The following is an 18,257-nucleotide window of genomic DNA, read 5'->3' as shown; positions in this document are numbered from 1 at the left end:
CCCTTCGGTTGGAGCCATGGAGAAACCCCCGACAGCCTTTCCAAGCACTTTCATCGAGAGTTCTTTGGCATTGTCATGTCGTAGGGTTTTTTGTCTTGGGCATAAGGAGGCGTAAGCGAGTGAACCAGGAACAGTTTCGTGCAAGACTGGCAAAGTACAAGCTAATCGCTTCCGTAAAAGAAGCGAAGCACCTGGAAAAAGCGGCAGAGGCAAATTTGAGTGCTGCGGTACTCTCGATTGGCAACATTGGTGTGATCAAAGGCTACGTGGATTATTTCAAGTCGAAAAATATCCCTGTATTTCTTCATTTGGAGCGGATTGGCGGAATCAGTCATGACCGGGAAGGCATCGCATTTCTCGCGCATTACGTCAAGCCAGACGGGATCGTCACTACGCGCAACACCCTGGTCAAGCTGGCGAAAAAGCAAGGCCTGCTGACGATTCAGCGTTTGTTTTTGGTGGATAGCGACTCGATTAAATCAGGCTTAACCTCCCTGCAAGATACACAGCCTGACGCTGTTGAGCTGATGCCTGGTTTGCTGCCGGAGTTTATCGAAGAATTTCGAAGTGTGATCGATACCCCGATCATTTCTGGTGGGCTGATTCGCAAGCAAGAACAGATGGAGGAAGTATTAAAGCATGGAGCGACAGCTGTTTCAGTCGGAAATCCGCTGCTGTGGAAGGAGTGTAAGAACCTTGATTCAAGCGTTGTTATTTGATTTGGACGGGACCTTGCTGGACAGTCGGGATGCGGTCGTGGATGCCGTTGCTTTTACGGCTGAGCAGTATGCACCGGGACATTTTAGCAGAGAAGAGCTTCTCGCGCGTTTTGGTGAATCGTTTGATGATTTTTTGGCGGCAGTTGCTACAGCAGCAGGCGTCCCTGACAAAAAGGAAGTGCTACAAAGATACTTCGCCTATGTACGGGAGCATCATGAAGAACACGTCAAACTGTTTCCGTTTGTTCGCGAAGGGTTGGAAAAGCTAAAGGCGGCGGGCTTTGCGATGGCGATCGTCACGAACAAGCAACGGGAGTTTACATTGGCTGGTCTGGAGATGGCGGGGATTGAGCATCTGTTTGAGGCCATCGTCACCGTCGATGATGTATCACGAGGCAAGCCGTCGGCTGAGCCTGTACAAAAAGCGCTGGGGGCACTTGGTAAACGTCCCGAGCAAGCCATGATGATCGGCGACAGTCGTTATGACGTACTGGCTGCGGTAGGAGCGGGTGTGCAATCTGTCGTGCTGGAGTGGTACGGACAAGAGAAATGGCCCTACGCTTCTCCGGATTACCGCTACGCCGATTTTGAGACATTTGTTATGGAAATGCTGGCCGCAAAAGCACAAGGAGGGAAATGAAAACAGATGGCACGTGTGGTGTTGGAGCAGGTAACGAAAGCCTTTCAGAATCAAAGCGTGGTCAAAGGATTGGATTTGGTCATTCCAGACGGCTCCTTTACGGTTCTGGTAGGTCCGTCCGGCTGTGGGAAATCAACCACACTCAGGATGATCGCTGGCTTGGAAACAGTGACGGACGGCAAAATCATAATCGGTGATCAAACGGTGAACCAATTGCCACCTGGCAAGCGTGATATTGCGATGGTTTTTCAAAATTACGCCCTCTACCCAACGATGAATGTGTACGACAATATCGCCTATGGATTGAGAAACCGAGGAACGTCGAAAAAGGAATGTCAGGTGCTGGTAGAGGAGATCGCGGAAATCGTCGGGCTATCCGATTATCTCAAGCGCAAGCCATCTCAGCTCTCCGGAGGTCAAAGGCAACGTGTCGCACTCGCGCGGGCCATGGTGAAAAAGCCAAAGGTCTTCCTGATGGACGAACCCCTCTCCAATCTCGATGCGAAGCTGCGAAATCAGATGCGTGTGGAGTTGACGAGCCTGCACAAGCAGCTCGGCAGCACCTTCATCTACGTGACACATGATCAGGTAGAGGCGATGACTATGGGCGATCAGATCGTCGTCATGAATGACGGACACATTATGCAAGTAGCGAGCCCGATGGATTTGTATCAGGAGCCGGAAAATCTGTTTGTTGCCCAATTTATCGGTTCTCCGCCGATGAACATTGTTTCTGCGGAGGGCAAGAGTGAACACGTATGGGGATTCCGCCCGGAAAAAGCAGTGCTGTTGCCTGCTGCTGTCCCAGCCATCACGAGCGAAGAGATGTGGAACACACGCGGTCAGGTCGTATCCAGGGAAATTCTCGGCTCAGACACGCTCCTTCACGTGGAGACGGAAAAAGGCAGGGTCATCGTCAAAGCGGACTCGGAGGTAGCGATGCAGGTCGGCTCCTCGGTCACGGTTACTGTACCGTGGGAATACATCTATGTGTTTGAAAAAGGGAGCGGAAAACGAGTGGGTCGCATGAGTGGACGAGTGCCTGTATCGACACGCGCAGGAGGGGATAGCTGATGCGAAAAGCGGCAACTGTACAGGAGTTGCCGGGTGTAAGCCAGTCGAAAAAAGAAGTGCGTTCACAGGCATTTGCATGGTCTGACCTAGCATCCCGGCTGCGTCCGTACTTGTATCTGGCACCCGCATTGATTTGCTTTGCCCTGTTCTTCTTTTACCCGATTGGCTCGATCATTTATTTGAGCTTTCAGGACTGGTCATTGATCAATCTGGAGCAAATGGAATGGGTAGGCTTGCAAAACTATCAGGACTTGATGAAGGACGGAGATTTTCATCAAGTATTGGGAAATACCGCGGTCTTTACCATTGCGACAGTGGGGGTCGGCTTGACGCTATCTTTCTTGCTTGCCCTATGGCTGAACAAAAAGGCAAAGGTGTACGGCATTATTCAGGCGACTGTTTTCAGTCCTCACATCATTTCGCTGGTATCTGTCTCGATGCTGTGGATGTGGCTGATGGACCCGCAGTTTGGCCTGTTGAACGCAGGACTGGAAGCGGTCGGACTGCCTGCGTATACGTGGCTGACTGACCCGAAAAGCTCCTTGCTGTCACTGATTATCGTCAGCATTTGGAAAGGGGTCGGCTATAACACGCTCATTTTCATCGCAGGCTTGCAAAGCATTCCGGGCGATATATACGAGGCAGCAGCGCTCGATCAATCGCCATGGTGGCGGACGTTGAGACGGATTACGATACCGATGCTGTCACCGACGATTTTCTTTTTGCTCATTATCAATACGATCTCATCCTTCCAAGCGTTCGACACGATTGCCATTATGACACAGGGTGGTCCAATCAATAGTACGAACATGCTTGTCTACTACATTTACGAGCAAGGAATGGACTTCTACAATGGCGGGATTGCTTCGGCTGCCTCTGTCATTTTGCTGATACTGGTAGGGATTTTAACAGCTTTGCATTTCCTGGTGATGTCCAAGCGCGTGCATTATCGCTGATGAACTCATGAGAAAGGAGGAGGAGCATGTATCGAGTGGTTTTGGCTTCACGCAAGACCGTGGAATGGATTGGGCTTTTGGTTGTGGCTTTCCTGTTTGTGTTCCCGTTTCTGTGGATGGCATCGACGGCTTTCAAAACGATGCCAGAGGTCCGGCAATTTCCCCCGACGCTTTTGCCTGAGACGTGGGAGTGGAGCAACTTCGCCCAAGCGTGGGAATCAGGTCCGTTCCTTATGTTTACGTGGAACAGCATTCTGGTTGCAGTAGGGATTTTGATCCTGCAATTTTTGACGGCGGTGCCTGCGGCTTACGCTTTTGCACGCTACAAGTTTCCCGGTCGCAATCTGTTGTTTGGTCTTGTCTTGATTGTCTTGATGATTCCGGGACAAGTCATCTTTTTGCCGATCTACGTGCAATTGAGTGGCTGGGGACTCGTCAACACGCTGTGGTCGCTGATCCTGCCGTACGCAGCCAGTGCTTTCGGAATCTTCCTGCTCAGGCAAGCATTCATGCAGGTGCCCGATGAAGTGATCGAGGCAGCACGTCTGGATAACGCGTCCGAATGGAAAATCATGTGGACGATCATGGTGCCGATGGCGAAGCCAGTGCTGGTCACTTTCGGACTATTCAGCTTTATTTACCACTGGAACGACTATTTCTGGCCGCTGATTATGACCAACAGCGACGAGGTGCGCACCTTGCCGATCGGAATATCCAGCTTGCACATGTCCGACGGCGGAACCTTGTGGAACGTCATGATGGCGGGCAACATGATTCTCATTCTACCGATTCTCGTGATTTTCTTCGTGGCACAACGGCATATTATCAAAGCGTTCATCTATCAATCCAAATAATAAAAGAGAGCTCTTAGGGAGGAAATCAAACCATGTTTTCATTGAAAAAGACTGGAACGATTCTATGTGCATTGACTATCGGTTTGTCAGGAGTTTTGGCTGGTTGCGGATCATCTAGTAAAGATCAGTCTGCAAGTGCAGGAAGCACTTCCCAGCCAGCAGCGTCTACAGCATCCAGCGGCCCTGTCCAAATTGATTTCTGGTATGCGTTGGGTGGCGTTCGTGGGAAAACAATTGAGGATATGGTCAAAAAATTCAATGAGACACATAAAGATATTATCGTCAAACCGGCCTACCAAGGTGCGTATCAAGAGAACCACTCCAAAGTACTGGCATCTGTGGCAGCAGGCAACAATCCAGATGTCACGATGGTCGAGATCGCTTCGATCGCGGCATTTGCGGATGCAAAAGTTTTGGAAGATTTGACTCCCTACTCCCAAGGGGATGAAAAGAAGTACATTCCAGGTCTCATGAAAAACTCTTATTGGAATGACAAACTGTACGCAGTGCCGTTTAACCGCTCCACTCCATTGCTGTACATCAACCGCGATATGTTAAAAGAAGCAGGACTTGATTCAAACGGTCCGAAAACATGGGATGAGCTGGTCAGCTTCTCGCAAAAGCTGAGCAAAAAAGAAGGAGACAAAATTACCCGGTACGGCTTCTCAACACCTGTTGATATCTGGTTCTACGAAGCGCTTGTTTTCCAAGGCGGGGGCAACATCCTGAGCGAGAACGGCAAGGAGCTGACGATCAACAACGAAGCAGGAAAAGCACCACTTGAGCTCTGGTCCAAAATGGTGAAGGAAGGCATCATGAAAAACCCTCCAGGAGAGAACTACAATGCGTGGGATGTAGCGGAGCAAGACTTCCTGAATCAAAAAGTGGGCATGATTTTTACCTCGACAGGTTCCTTGACGGAATTGAAGAAAAATGCCAAATTTGACATGGGTGCAGCTTTCTTGCCAGCCAATAAAACGTTTGGTACGCCAACGGGCGGTGCGAATCTCGTGATGCTGGCGAAGTCGACCGATGCAGAGAAAAAAGCAGCGTGGGAGTTCATGAAGTGGATGACCGATACTGAGCAGACAGTTCCGTGGTCCATCGCTTCCGGTTATATGCCTGTTACGACAGAAGCTATCGATTCGGCTGAAATGAAGGCATTCTATGAAAAAGAGCCAAACTTCAAGGTCGCGGTAGATCAGTTGCAATACGGCTATCCTCGTCCGATGGCTCCAGGCTACAAGGAATTGCAGGATGTGATTCAAAAAGAACTGCAGCGTGCGATGCTTGGCCAAGCGACTGTAGATGAAGCGATGCAGGCGGCGACGGAAAAAGGCAGCAAGCTTTTGAAAAAATAACAGAAACGAAATGATAGAGGAGCTGGCGAAATGAACATTTGTATGGCACATCGCGGGTGGTCAGGCAAAGCCCCGGAGAATACAATGACAGCGATTCGACTGGCTTTGGCAGAGCCAGCTATCAAAGCAATGGAAATTGATGTTCAACTGACGCGTGACGGTGTTCCGGTGCTGATTCATGACTTTACGCTGGAACGCACGACCAATGGCCGCGGTCTGGTCATGGATCATACCTTGGCAGAGCTGCGTGAGCTGGATGCAGGGAGCTGGTTTGGCGACAAGTTTGCGGGCGAGCGAATCCCTACGCTAGAGGAAGTGCTGATCGCAGTAAAAGGTCGCTGCATGTTAAATATCGAGTTGAAAGCAACAAGTGACATGTACCCGGGTATCGCGGAAAAGGTGCTCGCGCTTGTAGAAAAGCATGGAATGAAGCAAGAGGTGTGCCTGACTTCATTTGACCACGATTTGATTCGTCACGTTCGCACGCTCGATCAAGAAGTTCAGACAGGCCTGATTGTATATGGTCGCCCTGTACTCATGCTGGAACAGATGGAGGCAGCAGGTGCTACGATCCTCTCCATGGGTTATCCGTTCCTGAATAGAGAGCTAGCAGTAGCTGCTATTGAAAAAGGTTTCAAAGTCATCGCGTGGACGCTGGATGATCCGAAGCATATCCGCGAAGTTATTTCGTGGCATCCTCAGGTTCAAATTTGCACGAACCATCCTGACCGGATGTGGGAGTTTGTATAAGCACAAGCAGGAAAAAGCCGCCGAGCGACATGCAAGGCGGCTTTCCTTTTTTCTTGTTTGGACTATATCTTGAATTTGCTTACATGAGATTGCAGTTCTTCGGCTATTCTTGCCAAAGAAGTAGCTGATGAACTGACTTCTTCCATAGCTGCCAGCTGTTCTTCTGTGGCGGCCGACACGCTTTGTGTTCCGTCAGCAGAATTCTCCGCTACTTCTTCAATGACAGTGACCAATTCTACCACCTGTTTGGTGCCAAAAGACATTTGCTCGGAATAAGCTTTTACTTCTTGAATTTGGCTTGCCACCTGCGTGACAGCATCCTGGATCTGTTCGAAGGACTTGCCTGCATTGTTAACGACCGTAAGTCCGGTGGCGACCTCTTTGGTGCCCTGTTCCATCGAAAGGACAGCCTGGTTTGATTCGAGCTGAATCGTCGTAATCAACAGTTTGATCTGTTGCGCGGATTGTGCGGACTGCTCAGCCAATTTGCGCACTTCGTCTGCCACAACGGCGAATCCCCGTCCCTGTTCACCAGCTCTCGCCGCTTCAATCGCTGCGTTTAGCGCTAACAGATTTGTTTGTTCAGCTATGGCGGTGATGACTTGTACGATTTGTCCGATTTCCTGTGAGCTGTTTCCTAATCGTTTGACGATATCGGCAATGTTGCCGACCGTGTTCTCAATCGATTGCATTTGGCTGATAACGACCTGAAGGGCCTGATTGCCTTCCACTGCAATTTGGGAAGCCCCCAAAGCTGATTCGGCAGCTTGCTGTGCATTCGTGGCAACTTGCTGAGCCCCTGTCGATACGCCTTGAATTGCGGTGACACTTTCCTCTACACTCTTCACTTGTTTTTCCGCACCGTAAGCTACTTCCTGAATCGTTATGGCGATTTGCTCGGTAGCCTTGCTCGTATGGTCGGCGTTGACCGACAATTCCTCTGCGGAAGAAGCCAGATCTGAAGCTGTATCATTTACTTGTTGAATAATCGTTCGCAGGTTGAGCACCATTGTGTTTACTGATTGGGATAGCTGTCCAACCTCATCCTTGGTTCGAATTTGCAGGGGTTGTACAGTCAATTCACCCTCGGAAATGCGGTTAGCCACGGAGGCAACTGCCGCAATAGGGCGTGAGATTTGTCGGGAAACAGCGTATGCGATTGCGGTCACGACAGCGACAACAACGATGACAATGATCCTAACCATGGTAGTAACGGATGAAACCGCAGACGTTATGGACTCGACAGGGATATGCAGATACAAACCAAAGTTGGTCTTGGGAATGGGGGAGTAGGTGACAACGTATTCCTTGCCGTTGTCCGAGTAGCTGTATGAGCCCTTTTCCGTTTTTCCTGATTTAAGGATTTCCATTAATGGTTGCGGCAGAGCGGATTCCTCAAGGGGTTTTCCGATCAGATCCTGGGTAGGATGGTACTGAATTTGATCCTTGTTATCAACGAGAATCGGATAACCATCGTTGCCTACTTTCAAATCTTTGAGAAAGGTAGCTGTGAAGTCATCTACATTGACGAGCCCGGTCAAGACACCGAGCTTCTCATTGTTTTTCGTTTTTACAGGGGAAGCGACGATGATAGAGCGATTGCCGGTTGTCTTTGCAACAAGAACATCGGAGAAGCTAGGCTTGTCCTGCATACCGTCTTTGAAGAATTGGCGCTCGCCAAGATTGATTCCAACGCTTTTGGGGAACGTATCAGCCGTTACTTTTCCATCGCTTGCGATAAACGTATTCCCGTCATACAGTTTCATTTCCTCGGTAAACTTGCGGATGAATTCGTTTTTTGCCGCGGAATCATCGGATTGAATATCCGAGGTGCGGGCTAAAATTTGAATTTCTGTCATACGCCGGTCCAGATATTGATCCATAGCTATGGCTGTACTGGAAGTAAGGTCAACATAGGATGATTTTTGTTTATCAATCAAAATGGATGAAAAGCTGTTCGTGATAAACAAAGAAACGGCAGTAAGTGGAATGACAGCCACGATGAGAAACCAAAGGATCATTTTGTTCCTGAGCTTGTTGAACAAAAACATAGGTTTTTCCACTCCTAATCCGTGAATGCAAAATAGAAACAGGTAGACTGCTGAGATTTACTCAGCAGTCTGACAAAATATTAATAGCCCATTGCAGCGCCTTCACCGCGAGGGTCAGCACCGCCAAATTTTACATTGGTTTGCGGGTCAATCAGGATTGCGCCGGACTGTCCCATCGCGTCGGTATAAGCTGCTTCCAGCTTTTCGACTGGATGCCCACGTTTAATGAGCTCGTCCAGGACTTCTTGAGGGATGCGGCTTTCCACCTTGAGATTGTTGGAAGCAGATCCCCAGTTGCGTCCATGCAGCCATCTTGGCGCTTCAATTGCGTCTTGCACGCTGAAACCAAAGTCGACAATACGTGTGACGAGAGCGGCTTGCGTTTGCGGCTGTCCTTCTCCCCCTTGTGTTCCGTAAAGGAGATAAGGCTTGTCCCCTTTGAAGAGCATCGCTGGGTTAATTGTGTGGAAGGTGCGTTTGCCTGGTTCCAAGTGATTGATGTGTTTGGAATCCAAAGAGAAATAACTTCCGCGGTTTTGCAAAAGGACACCCGTATCTTTCGCTACGATGCCGGAACCCCAGTCAAAATAGTGACTCTGAATGATGGACACGGCATTTCCATCTTTGTCGACGATCCCGAACCAGGTTGTATCGCCTTTTGGATCAAGCGGTTCTACGGATTTGGCTGCTTGCTTCATATCAATACGCGCAGCTAAATCTTTCCCATGCTGCTTGGACAACAGCTCATCTACAGGGATATCCGCAAAGGCTGGGTCAGTCAGCCATTTGTCGCGGTCAGCAAAAGCCTGTTTGGTAGCTTCCACAATCGTGTGATAGTAATCGGGTGTTCCTTCACCCATGCTCTTAAGGTCAAAGTTATTCAAAACATTAAGAATGGAGAGTGATGCCATGCCTTGGGAGTTAGGCGGAACGTTGTATGCTTTGTATCCGCGGTAGTCTACCGTAATAGGATCTGCCCAAGTGGAGGTATGCTTCTCAAAATCTTTCAACGTGAGCAATCCGCCGTTGGCTTGCATGTCTGCTACGATTTTTTTAGCAACTTCTCCTTTATAAAAACCGTCAGCGCCTTTTTTCGCAATGATTCGCAAAGTATTGGCAAGGTCCTTTTGTTTGAGAATTTCGCCTGCTGCATAAGGATCGCCGTTGGGCTTCAGGAATGTTTTACGGAATCCATCAAAACGTTGAAGATTCTTCAAGTCATTGTCAGTTGGATCTGTCGCGTATTTTGTCCAATACACTTGGTTGGGGGAGACTGGATATCCGTTTTCGGCGTATCCAATGGCAGGCTCCAGCAGTCTGTTCCATTGAAGCTTGCTGTTGCCCATTTTTTTATGGGCGTAGTTGTACGCCTCCCACCAGCCGGAGACAACTCCAGGGACAGTGTTTGCCGATTCATAACCGCGGGACGGGATTTTTTCGTAGCCTTTGCCTTTGTAATAGTCGATGGTTGCCTTTTCGCCTGCACGACCACTGCCGTTCAGTGCCTTCAGCTCTTTTGTTTTGGCATTGTAGATGAGCCAGAAGTTATCTCCGCCAATGGTTGTGTAATGAGGGTAGACAACAGCTAAGGTGGAAGCGGCTGTAATAGCAGCATCTACTGCGTTTCCACCGTCTTCCAATGTCTTCAGGGCCGCAGCCGTAGCCAGATAGTGAGGAGTCGTCACCATAGCGTTCGGTGACATCGATGTTGGACGGTTAGCAGCTTGTGCCCCAGAGAATGTTGATAGCCCGATGACAGCAGTCAGCGCGACGGTCGAGAGTTTCTTCAAGAATGACATTCCTATGAAACCTCCTTCATGATGAATAGAATAATGATTTCATTAAACCGGCTATCCGCTGTTGCCTCACCTCCTTTAAAAGTTAAAAATACACAAACATACAAAAATAGACAAAAATAGACATTGTACGCGCAAAAAAAGACCAATGATATAGGATCATTGGTCTCGTCCTACATCAATACTTCGGTAGCTGGCAAGCGTGTCCGCTGTTGCGGAGGTAGCCCCTGTAGCTTTGCGTCGCCGGATTTCCCCGGGTATGCCGTTTCGATATCAATGGGTGAAACATAAAATGACATGACACAAATAGTGATTCGATCGTTGTGGGAAAATGTTCCTAAAAGTCCGTTTGCCAATAATATAGACTATTTACCATTTGTGGTAAATAAGAAAAAATATTTTAATCCAGAAAAATAGTCAGGAATGCTATAGGAAAGGTTGTTTTTCGCATACATTCACACACCTCCTGGGGCAGAACTGCTTATGATGATAAAAAGGCACATTCGCCAAGGAGTGAAACAAAGACCATGATGCATCCCGATACAGAATTGCGCTATATCAACGATGAGATCGGGTACGGTGTGTTTGCGACAAGGTTTATCCCAAAAGGAACGATTGTATGGGCACAGGATGATTTGGATCAGGTATTGGACCCTGCATTTGTGGAAAGACTTGACTCATTACGAAAACAGGACGTACAAAAATATTCGTTTAAGAACCAGTTCGGAAAGTACATTCTTTGCTGGGATAAGGCAAGGTACGTGAACCACAGCTTTCATGCGAATTGTGTGCCGACCATGTATGATATGGAATTGGCAGCACGGGATATTTTACCGGGCGAAGAGCTGACCGATGATTACGGAACGTTAAATTTGGATGAACCTTTTGATTGTTTGCCCGAGTCTGACACGGAACGCTCCCGCGTAATGCCTGATGATTTGCTTCGGTATTACCCGCAGTGGGATCGGATTGCAGCGGAAGCATTCCAACGTTTCAATTATGTTGAACAGCCTTTGCTACATCTCATTTCCCCGAAGCATCTCGAAACGATTCGTGGAATCACGGAGCAGCGCTTAGCCATTGATTCTGTCGTTCACCTGTATTGCAGGTCACAATGGCAAACGAGGCAGCAATGGGAGACGTGAGCGGGTCGGTCAACGACCCGATTTTGTTGAACTCTGGGTAGAGAATCAGTATTATGGAATGTAAAGGTGAAGTGAAAGGTTGATTTCATTGGAAAACAAGGTAGCGGCATCCAATTTTATCCGCAATATCATGATTGATGACTTGCAAGAGGGCAAAGTAAAGGAAATCATTACCCGCTTTCCCCCAGAACCGAACGGGTATCTCCATATTGGACATGCAAAAGCGATCTGCCTCAACTTTGAGTTGGCTCGAGAATTCTCCGGCAAGGCCAACCTGCGTTTTGACGATACGAACCCGGTGAAGGAAGACATCGAATACGTAGAGGCCATCAAAAGGGACGTTCAATGGCTTGGCTTCGAATGGGACGGGTTGTTTTTTGCATCTGATTACTTTGAAGAGATGTACAACCGTGCGGTGCTGTTGATTAAAAAAGGTCTGGCTTACGTAGACGATCTTTCTCCAGAAGATATGCGGAAAATGCGCGGAACATGGACAGAGCCAGGCACAGATAGTCCGTTCCGCAGCCGGTCAGTGGAGGAAAACCTGGATCTGTTTGCACGTATGCGCCAAGGGGAATTCAGGGACGGAGAAAAGGTGCTTCGTGCGAAAATCGACATGGCTTCTCAAAACTTCAACATGCGTGATCCGGTTCTGTATCGGATCTCCCATGCAACGCATCACAACACAGGTGACAAATGGTGCATCTACCCGATGTACGACTTCGCTCATCCGTTGGAGGATGCCATTGAGGGCGTGACACATTCTCTGTGCTCACTGGAATTCGAAGATCATCGCCCGTTGTACGATTGGGTAGTCCGCGAGTGCGAAATGGAGAATGTGCCTCACCAGTACGAATTTGCTCGCTTGAACCTGACGAACACCGTTATGAGTAAACGCAAGCTGAAACAGCTTGTCGATGAGAATGTAGTAGACGGCTGGGATGACCCGCGCATGCCAACCATCGCAGGCTTCCGTCGTCGCGGCTATACACCGGAAGCAATTCGTACATTCGCCCGTGAAGTAGGGGTAGCGCGCGCGAACAGCACCGTTGACGAGAAAATGCTGGAGTACTTCATCCGCGAGGATTTGAAACTGAAGGCACCACGTACGATGGCTGTATTGAATCCATTGAAGGTCGTCATCACGAACTATCCGGAAGGACAAGTCGAGATGCTCGAAGCGGAGATCAATCCAGAGAACCCAGAGATGGGCAATCGTCAAATTCCGTTCTCCCGCGAAATCTACATTGAGCAGGACGATTTCATGGAAAACCCGCCGAGCAAGTATTTCCGCCTGTTCCCGGGAAATGAAGTGCGTCTGAAGCACGCGTACTTTATTAAATGCAATGACGTTGTGAAGGATGCAGAGGGCAACGTGATCGAGATCCATTGCACCTATGACCCTGAGACGAAGAGCGGCAGCGGTTTTACTGGTCGCAAGGTAAAAGGGACGATTCACTGGGTGGATGCGACCAATGCGGTTCCTGCTGAATTCCGTTTGTACGAGCCGTTGATTATGGATGATGAGGACGCAGAGGGTACATTCCTCGACAACGTTAACCCGAATTCATTGGAAGTGCTGCAAGGCTATGTGGAGCCAAATATGAAAGAAACCAAGCCACAAGACAAGTATCAATTTTTCCGTCATGGTTATTTCAATGTCGATCCGAAGCATACGACTGATGATAAGCTCGTATTCAACCGGATTGTATCGTTGAAGAGTTCCTTTGAACTGCCAAAAGCATAGGAAATACTCATATAAATCAAGCGCTGCTGTGCATGGAGATCCCGTGTGCAGCAGCGCTTTTTTCTTTCGTGATTATAAATCGGCGTGTATAATTATTCTGTTACAAAAAGGGGGACAGGCAGTGAACGGGAGAGCAGAACTAACACGTAGTTTGAAGTTGCGGCATATTGTCGTAATTGGACTGGGCTACATGGCCCCGATGGCCGTTTTTGACACCTTTGGCATTGTTTCTGGAGAAACGGGGGGGCACGTTCCTGCTGCTTATGCAGTCACACTTCTTGCGATCCTGTTTACGGCGGCAAGCTACGGTAAGATGGTACGGCTATTCCCTTCAGCAGGGACCGCGTATACGTATACGCAGCAAACGATCCATCCCTACGCAGGATTTTTGGTAGGCTGGGCATCCTTGCTGGACTATTTGTTTTTACCGATGATTAACGCCTTGTTGACGGGGGTATACCTATCATCCGTGTTTCCTGATGTATCGACAGCGTGGTGGATTATTGGCTTCATTGTTTTGGTGACGGGACTAAACGTATTTCGCGTAACCGTAACTGCATCCGTCAACTCGATTTTGGTGCTGTTTCAAGTCGTGGTCGTCTTGTTGTTTGCAGGATTGGCAATCCGTGGTCTTATGCATGGTGACGGTCTTGGGCAAGTATTCAATCTGCGACCATTTGTGTCACCGGATATGTCTGTCATTGCACTGCTTTCCGGTGCGTCGATTCTTTGCTTTTCCTTCCTGGGCTTTGATGCAGTAACCACACTCACAGAGGAAACCGTCGATGCGGAAAAGACGATTCCTCGCGGGATTATGCTCGTGGCACTCGCAGGAGGAGCGCTATTTATTACGGCATCTTATTTCATGCAATCATTATTTCCTGATGTTTCGGTATTGTCTGATCCAGAAGCGGCTTCTGCGGAGATTGCTCTGTTTATCGGTGGGACGATCTTTCAATTGGTGTTTTTGGCGGCGGCGTTGTCCTCTACACTCGCTTCCGGGCTTGTATCCGTCACGAGTGTCACGCGTTTGTTGTACGCAATGGGACGAGATGGATTTTTGCCGAAACGCTGGTTCGGTTATGTACATCCGAAGCTGAGAACGCCTTTGTTTAACGTCTTGCTGGTCGGAGCACTGATGCTGTTCGCTCTGTATTTGGATTTATTAACGGCAACTTCCTTTATTAACTTCGGTGCACTGATCGCCTTTAGCTTTGTGAACATCAGCGTAATGGCGTACTATTTCCGCAAACAAAAGAACAAGCCTATCAAAGATTGGTGGGGCTTCGTGCTGTCTCCACTCATCGGGACAACGTTCATCGCCTTTTTGTGGGTCAACCTGGAAGCAACGTCCATGATGCTCGGCTTGCTCTGGACCTTTGTCGGCCTGATCTATTTGTTGTATTTGGTGAAGGTCAAGAAAACCAACTTGGAAATGGTGAGGTTTGAGGAGTAGAGGGGAGTAGCTGTAGTGGGGAAGAAGTGAATTTCCAGTCTACGCTTCGGCCTACGCCCTGCGAGGGGGATTGACTGTCCACTTCGGAATAAATGGCGGGAGCGCTTCAAACGTAGAAATTTCGAAGAAGGAATTCATAAGTGAAGTTGAAAACCCCCGCCATTCATTCCTACGCTAAGCTGGGCTCCAGAGGCGGTTGGACTGGAAATGCACTTCTTCTCACGTGGCTTTGTTAATCATTTTTGAAAGTGGATTCAGGAGAGAGAACAATGATTCTCTCTCTTTTTTATTCATCCAGATTCGCCCCAATCAAGCAGGGGTAAAACAAGCAGCTCGCAGAGGAAACAGGAGAAATAAGCGAAGATCTTAGGGACACCGACAGAGACGGAATGCAAAAAGCGAAACACGCCCTTAAGCGTCCACCTCTGAAGCACATCCTGATTGGACCACTTTGGACGCGGTTTCGCTTTTTGCATGGAGTCGTGCAGTCAATCCCCCAGGGGGTGGCCCTAGAAGCTGAGCGTTTTCTTCTGTTTCCTCCCCACCACTACAGCCAGAACAAAGGGGTTCTTCTAGACGATCAGGTAAAGAGAGAGTAAACTGGCTACAGGAATATTCCAAACATTAGCGCTTGACACAAGGAGGGTTTATTCTGATGTTTTCGACTCTATTCCGGCGGAAATGGACGACAGTAGATTACGTTCTGATTGTCGTCACTGCCGCGCTCTACGCTGTTGCCATTATTATGCTTGCCAATATCAAGCTCATTCCTTCCGTTCCGATCCGTCCAGCCAATGCCCTTCAGCCCGTATTTGGCATGTTATTCGGCCTGCCGGGATGCATTGGCCTTGCCTTTGGAAATATGGTCAGTGATTTGTTAACCGGAAGCGCCCCGCCTCATGCGATCGCGGTCGGTTTCTTTTCTAATTTTATGGGAGGCTTTATCGGGTTGCTCGCTGTGAGTCACCCTGCACTGAAAACAAAGCGGAGCATCCTTCAATACATCGTGTTTGTTGTCATTATCAGCTCGATTGTGGTAGCGTGCGCGATTTTGATTAACGTGGCACTGGGTCTGACACCAAAAGAAGTGGCGGTCTGGTACATCCCAACCGTGTTCTTGAACCAAGCCATTTCAACGGCGATTCTGGGGCCAATCCTCTTGAAGCTGTTGTACCCATTTGTGAAACGCTCTGGACTATACCGAGGCCGTCCCTTGCAGGAATTCAACTATCTTGGAAATGAAAGCAGGATCGCAAGGTGAAAACAGAACCATTGCTGCGAGTAAACGGAGTCTATTGGCACTATGAAGAGGGAGCAATGCCTGCGTTAGCGGACATTCATCTGGCGCTCTATCCAGGGGAAGTGGTTGGCATCGTCGGGCCTGCTGCCGCAGGGAAAACGACGCTGCTATTGACGATGTCGGGTCTGATTCCGTCTAACTACGGCGGACACTTCGTGGGGAGTGTCGAGTCCAAAAGCGAGCAAGGCATCGTCTTTCAAGACCCGGAAACCCAGTTCATCGGGCTGACCGTCGAAGAGGAGCTTGCTTTCTCGCTTGAGAATGCCGGTTGGTCGGACGAGCGAATGGAAAAAAGAATGGAAGAAGTACTCGATCTGATCGGCTTGCACGGCTTTGCTAATCGTTCGCCTCTTGAGCTGTCGGGGGGAGAAAAGCAGCGGGTCGCAATTGCATCCGCTCTTTCCCACAGTCCGCAGGTGCTCATTTTGGATGAGCCTACTTCCGAGCTGGACCCGGTGGGAGCGCGGGAGGTCTTCTCGCTCCTTTCACGGCTGAAGCAGGAAAAAGAAATGACGATTGTGGTATCGTCCCATGCAACGGAAGAGCTCGCGGCCTTTTGCGACCGAATGATTCTGATTGCCGGGGGGAAAATCGTATTGGACCAGCCGACTCGCCAATTTTTTGCCCAAGTGGACATGTTGGACGAGCATGGTATATTGGTCCCGGACGTCATCCGACTCTACCACCAGCTATGTCAGGGAGGCGTCATGTCGGCCTCCTCTGCTGGTGTGCCTCTGACTGTTGAGGAGCTGGCACTCCACTACAAGGAAGGAAAGCTCGTTCGGGAGGGAAGCCTGTGACTACCGTCATTGAATTCGATGAGGTCTGGTATGGCTATGAAAAAGAAAAGCCGGTGCTGCATGGCGTTTCGCTCCAACTAAAACAGGGAGAATTCGTCGCGATCATCGGGGGAAATGGTTCCGGTAAAACGACGTTGGCCAAGCATTGTAACGGTTTATACAAACCGACACAGGGTACCGTCAAAGTGAATGGTCTTGATACCAAGACGATGAATGTTGCCCAACTATCAAGAGTCGTGGCGTATTGCTATCAAAATCCTGATCATCAAATCTTTCATTCGACCATCAAGGCGGAGGTAGCATTTGGGCCCAAAAACATGGGCTGGCCGTCTGAAAAGATTGAGCAAGCTGTCGCGGAGGCGTTGGCAGCAGTGGGGTTATCCGACAAAGGCGAAAAAGAGCCTCATTTTTCGAGCAAAGGCACGCGGCAAAAAATTGCGGTGGCTTCGATCTTGGCGATGAAGCCGCAAGTGATCGTACTGGACGAGCCTACGACCGGTCTCGATTACCGAGGGATGCAGGAAATGATGGAGTTGGTACGGCATTTACACGCGGAAGGCCATACCATTATCGTCATCACGCATGATATGCGTCTGGTAGCGGAGTACGCCCAGCGAGTGATCGTTATGCATAAAGGAAAGCTGCTATGCGACGGGGACCCACAGCACGTATTTTCGCAGCCGCAAGTATTAGCTGCTGCCCAAGTAGAAGCGCCTGCTATGTATCGTTTCGGGAAAGCGGTGGGTGTCCTTGACCCGATTCCACTCACGCTGACAGCGATGAAAAAACAGCTGCTGGGAGAGGGGAACTAAGATGAAGAATGCCCATCCGAGCTACGCGCTGCTTGTATTTATGCTGCTGGGCTTGCTCCCTTTTTTATTCCAGGACCCGCGCGCGCTTATCATTCTGTTGGCGATAAACATGGCACTGATTGCCAAGCTGGGCTGGGAGCGCTCCATGATCAAGGCGTATGTACTGGTTGGTGGAATCGGTTCGTGCTTTGCAGTGATTACGTGGCTGCCGTTTACCAATGTAGGCACTCCGTACTGGAGCAGCACCATTCCGTTGATCCACTATCCCGTGCAAATTACGGATGTCGGTGTCTTATGGGCATTGGGAATGGGACTACGATTGGCAAATGTAGCACTATTGTCCATGTATTATGTGTTTACGACAACGCCCAGAGAAATCGCAATGGGACTTCGCGGGATTGGCGTTCCATTTCCGATCAGCTATTTGCTCTCGCTCATTTTTCGCTTTATCCCCCTCGTCAAAAATGATTTGGCGATCATTCGGGAAGCGCAGATGGTACGAGGGATGTCGACGAGTGAAGGAAGTGTTCCAGAACGCATTAGGAAGTACAGCTATTTGCTCGTACCGCTCATCTTCAATTCTCTCAAGCGTGTGCAATTGATCGCCAATGCATTGGATGCCAAAGGCTTTCGCATGCGTAACAGTCAGCATCGTTTTTACCGCAGTAAACGGTGGAGAAAAACGGAAGTAATCACATTAGTGGTCGGTTTATGCATCGTCGCGGCACTATTTTACATCGCCAGGTTGCATCCCGATCATATTGGCGTACTAATTCCGGGGCGTATTTAGTAAGGA

General features: G+C 49.1%; 16 protein-coding genes and 1 riboswitch. Of the genes, 14 read left to right on the top strand and 2 right to left on the bottom strand.

Annotated elements, in window-relative coordinates:
• Window positions 1-119 precede the first annotated feature (119 nt).
• Genes FO446_RS27165 through FO446_RS27135 form a run of 7 tightly spaced genes read left to right on the top strand, consistent with a single transcriptional unit; the run spans window position 120 to window position 6,354 of the window.
• Entirely contained in the window at window positions 120-719 is a 600-nt protein-coding gene (locus tag FO446_RS27165) for a glycerol-3-phosphate responsive antiterminator (RefSeq protein ID WP_173610379.1), read from the top strand.
• Entirely contained in the window at window positions 697-1,359 is a 663-nt protein-coding gene (locus FO446_RS27160; RefSeq protein ID WP_173610380.1) for an HAD family hydrolase, read from the top strand. The genes FO446_RS27165 and FO446_RS27160 overlap by 23 nt, the downstream gene beginning before the upstream one ends.
• Before the next feature lie 6 nt (window positions 1,360-1,365).
• Window positions 1,366-2,433 (top strand): ABC transporter ATP-binding protein, encoded by a 1,068-nt coding sequence (locus FO446_RS27155; protein ID WP_173610381.1) that lies wholly within the window; start codon window positions 1,366-1,368, stop codon window positions 2,431-2,433.
• Window positions 2,433-3,389 carry a carbohydrate ABC transporter permease gene (locus FO446_RS27150; protein ID WP_173610382.1) on the top strand — a complete coding sequence of 319 codons (957 nt, stop codon included), beginning with the start codon at window positions 2,433-2,435 and terminating at the stop codon, window positions 3,387-3,389. The genes FO446_RS27155 and FO446_RS27150 overlap by 1 nt, the downstream gene beginning before the upstream one ends.
• 26 nt (window positions 3,390-3,415) lie before the next feature.
• The gene (locus FO446_RS27145; RefSeq protein ID WP_173610383.1) at window positions 3,416-4,243 is read left to right on the top strand and encodes a carbohydrate ABC transporter permease; all 828 of its coding nucleotides are present in this window, start codon (window positions 3,416-3,418) and stop codon (window positions 4,241-4,243) included.
• A gap of 32 nt (window positions 4,244-4,275) precedes the next feature.
• The gene (locus tag FO446_RS27140) at window positions 4,276-5,604 is read left to right on the top strand and encodes an ABC transporter substrate-binding protein (protein WP_221867319.1); all 1,329 of its coding nucleotides are present in this window, start codon (window positions 4,276-4,278) and stop codon (window positions 5,602-5,604) included.
• A 30-nt stretch (window positions 5,605-5,634) separates the two neighbouring features.
• Complete coding sequence (locus FO446_RS27135; RefSeq protein ID WP_173610385.1) at window positions 5,635-6,354, top strand: glycerophosphodiester phosphodiesterase; 720 nt, start codon at window positions 5,635-5,637, stop codon at window positions 6,352-6,354.
• A gap of 62 nt (window positions 6,355-6,416) precedes the next feature.
• Here FO446_RS27135 and FO446_RS27130 read toward each other — a convergent pair whose 3' ends face one another.
• On the bottom strand, window positions 6,417-8,405 hold the full coding sequence (locus FO446_RS27130) for a methyl-accepting chemotaxis protein (protein ID WP_173610386.1): 1,989 nt from the start codon (window positions 8,403-8,405) through the stop codon (window positions 6,417-6,419).
• Window positions 8,406-8,485: 80 nt separating this feature from the next.
• Window positions 8,486-10,204, bottom strand: coding sequence for a gamma-glutamyltransferase (gene ggt / locus FO446_RS27125; RefSeq protein WP_173610387.1), 1,719 nt, complete (start codon window positions 10,202-10,204; stop codon window positions 8,486-8,488).
• A 182-nt stretch (window positions 10,205-10,386) separates the two neighbouring features.
• A riboswitch (cyclic di-GMP riboswitch) is annotated at window positions 10,387-10,475 on the bottom strand.
• Between the two features lie 253 nt (window positions 10,476-10,728).
• On the opposite strand from ggt, the gene FO446_RS27120 reads away from it, so the two are divergent.
• The 7 genes from FO446_RS27120 to FO446_RS27090 all read left to right on the top strand — a co-directional run bounded on the left by FO446_RS27120 (window position 10,729) and on the right by FO446_RS27090 (window position 18,251).
• Window positions 10,729-11,346 carry an SET domain-containing protein gene (locus FO446_RS27120; RefSeq protein ID WP_237899577.1) on the top strand — a complete coding sequence of 206 codons (618 nt, stop codon included), beginning with the start codon at window positions 10,729-10,731 and terminating at the stop codon, window positions 11,344-11,346.
• 79 nt (window positions 11,347-11,425) lie between these two features.
• Window positions 11,426-13,093 (top strand): glutamine--tRNA ligase/YqeY domain fusion protein, encoded by a 1,668-nt coding sequence (locus FO446_RS27115; RefSeq protein ID WP_237899575.1) that lies wholly within the window; start codon window positions 11,426-11,428, stop codon window positions 13,091-13,093.
• Between the two features lie 121 nt (window positions 13,094-13,214).
• Window positions 13,215-14,549 (top strand): APC family permease, encoded by a 1,335-nt coding sequence (locus FO446_RS27110; RefSeq protein ID WP_173610389.1) that lies wholly within the window; start codon window positions 13,215-13,217, stop codon window positions 14,547-14,549.
• 655 nt (window positions 14,550-15,204) lie between these two features.
• Window positions 15,205-15,810, top strand: a complete 606-nt coding sequence (locus tag FO446_RS27105; RefSeq protein ID WP_173610390.1) for a QueT transporter family protein — start codon at window positions 15,205-15,207, stop codon at window positions 15,808-15,810.
• The gene (locus FO446_RS27100; protein ID WP_173610391.1) at window positions 15,807-16,649 is read left to right on the top strand and encodes an energy-coupling factor ABC transporter ATP-binding protein; all 843 of its coding nucleotides are present in this window, start codon (window positions 15,807-15,809) and stop codon (window positions 16,647-16,649) included. The genes FO446_RS27105 and FO446_RS27100 overlap by 4 nt, the downstream gene beginning before the upstream one ends.
• Entirely contained in the window at window positions 16,646-17,461 is an 816-nt protein-coding gene (locus tag FO446_RS27095) for an energy-coupling factor ABC transporter ATP-binding protein (protein WP_237899573.1), read from the top strand. Before FO446_RS27100 ends, FO446_RS27095 begins: the two co-directional genes overlap by 4 nt.
• Before the next feature lies 1 nt (window position 17,462).
• Window positions 17,463-18,251, top strand: coding sequence for an energy-coupling factor transporter transmembrane component T (locus FO446_RS27090; protein ID WP_237899571.1), 789 nt, complete (start codon window positions 17,463-17,465; stop codon window positions 18,249-18,251).
• Window positions 18,252-18,257: the final 6 nt, after the last annotated feature.

Source organism: Brevibacillus brevis, from assembly GCF_022026395.1.
In the GTDB taxonomy this organism is placed as follows: Bacteria; Bacillota; Bacilli; order Brevibacillales; family Brevibacillaceae; genus Brevibacillus.
The sequence above is the reverse complement of the archived record's forward strand: the minus strand, read 5'-3'. Positions and strand labels throughout refer to the sequence as shown.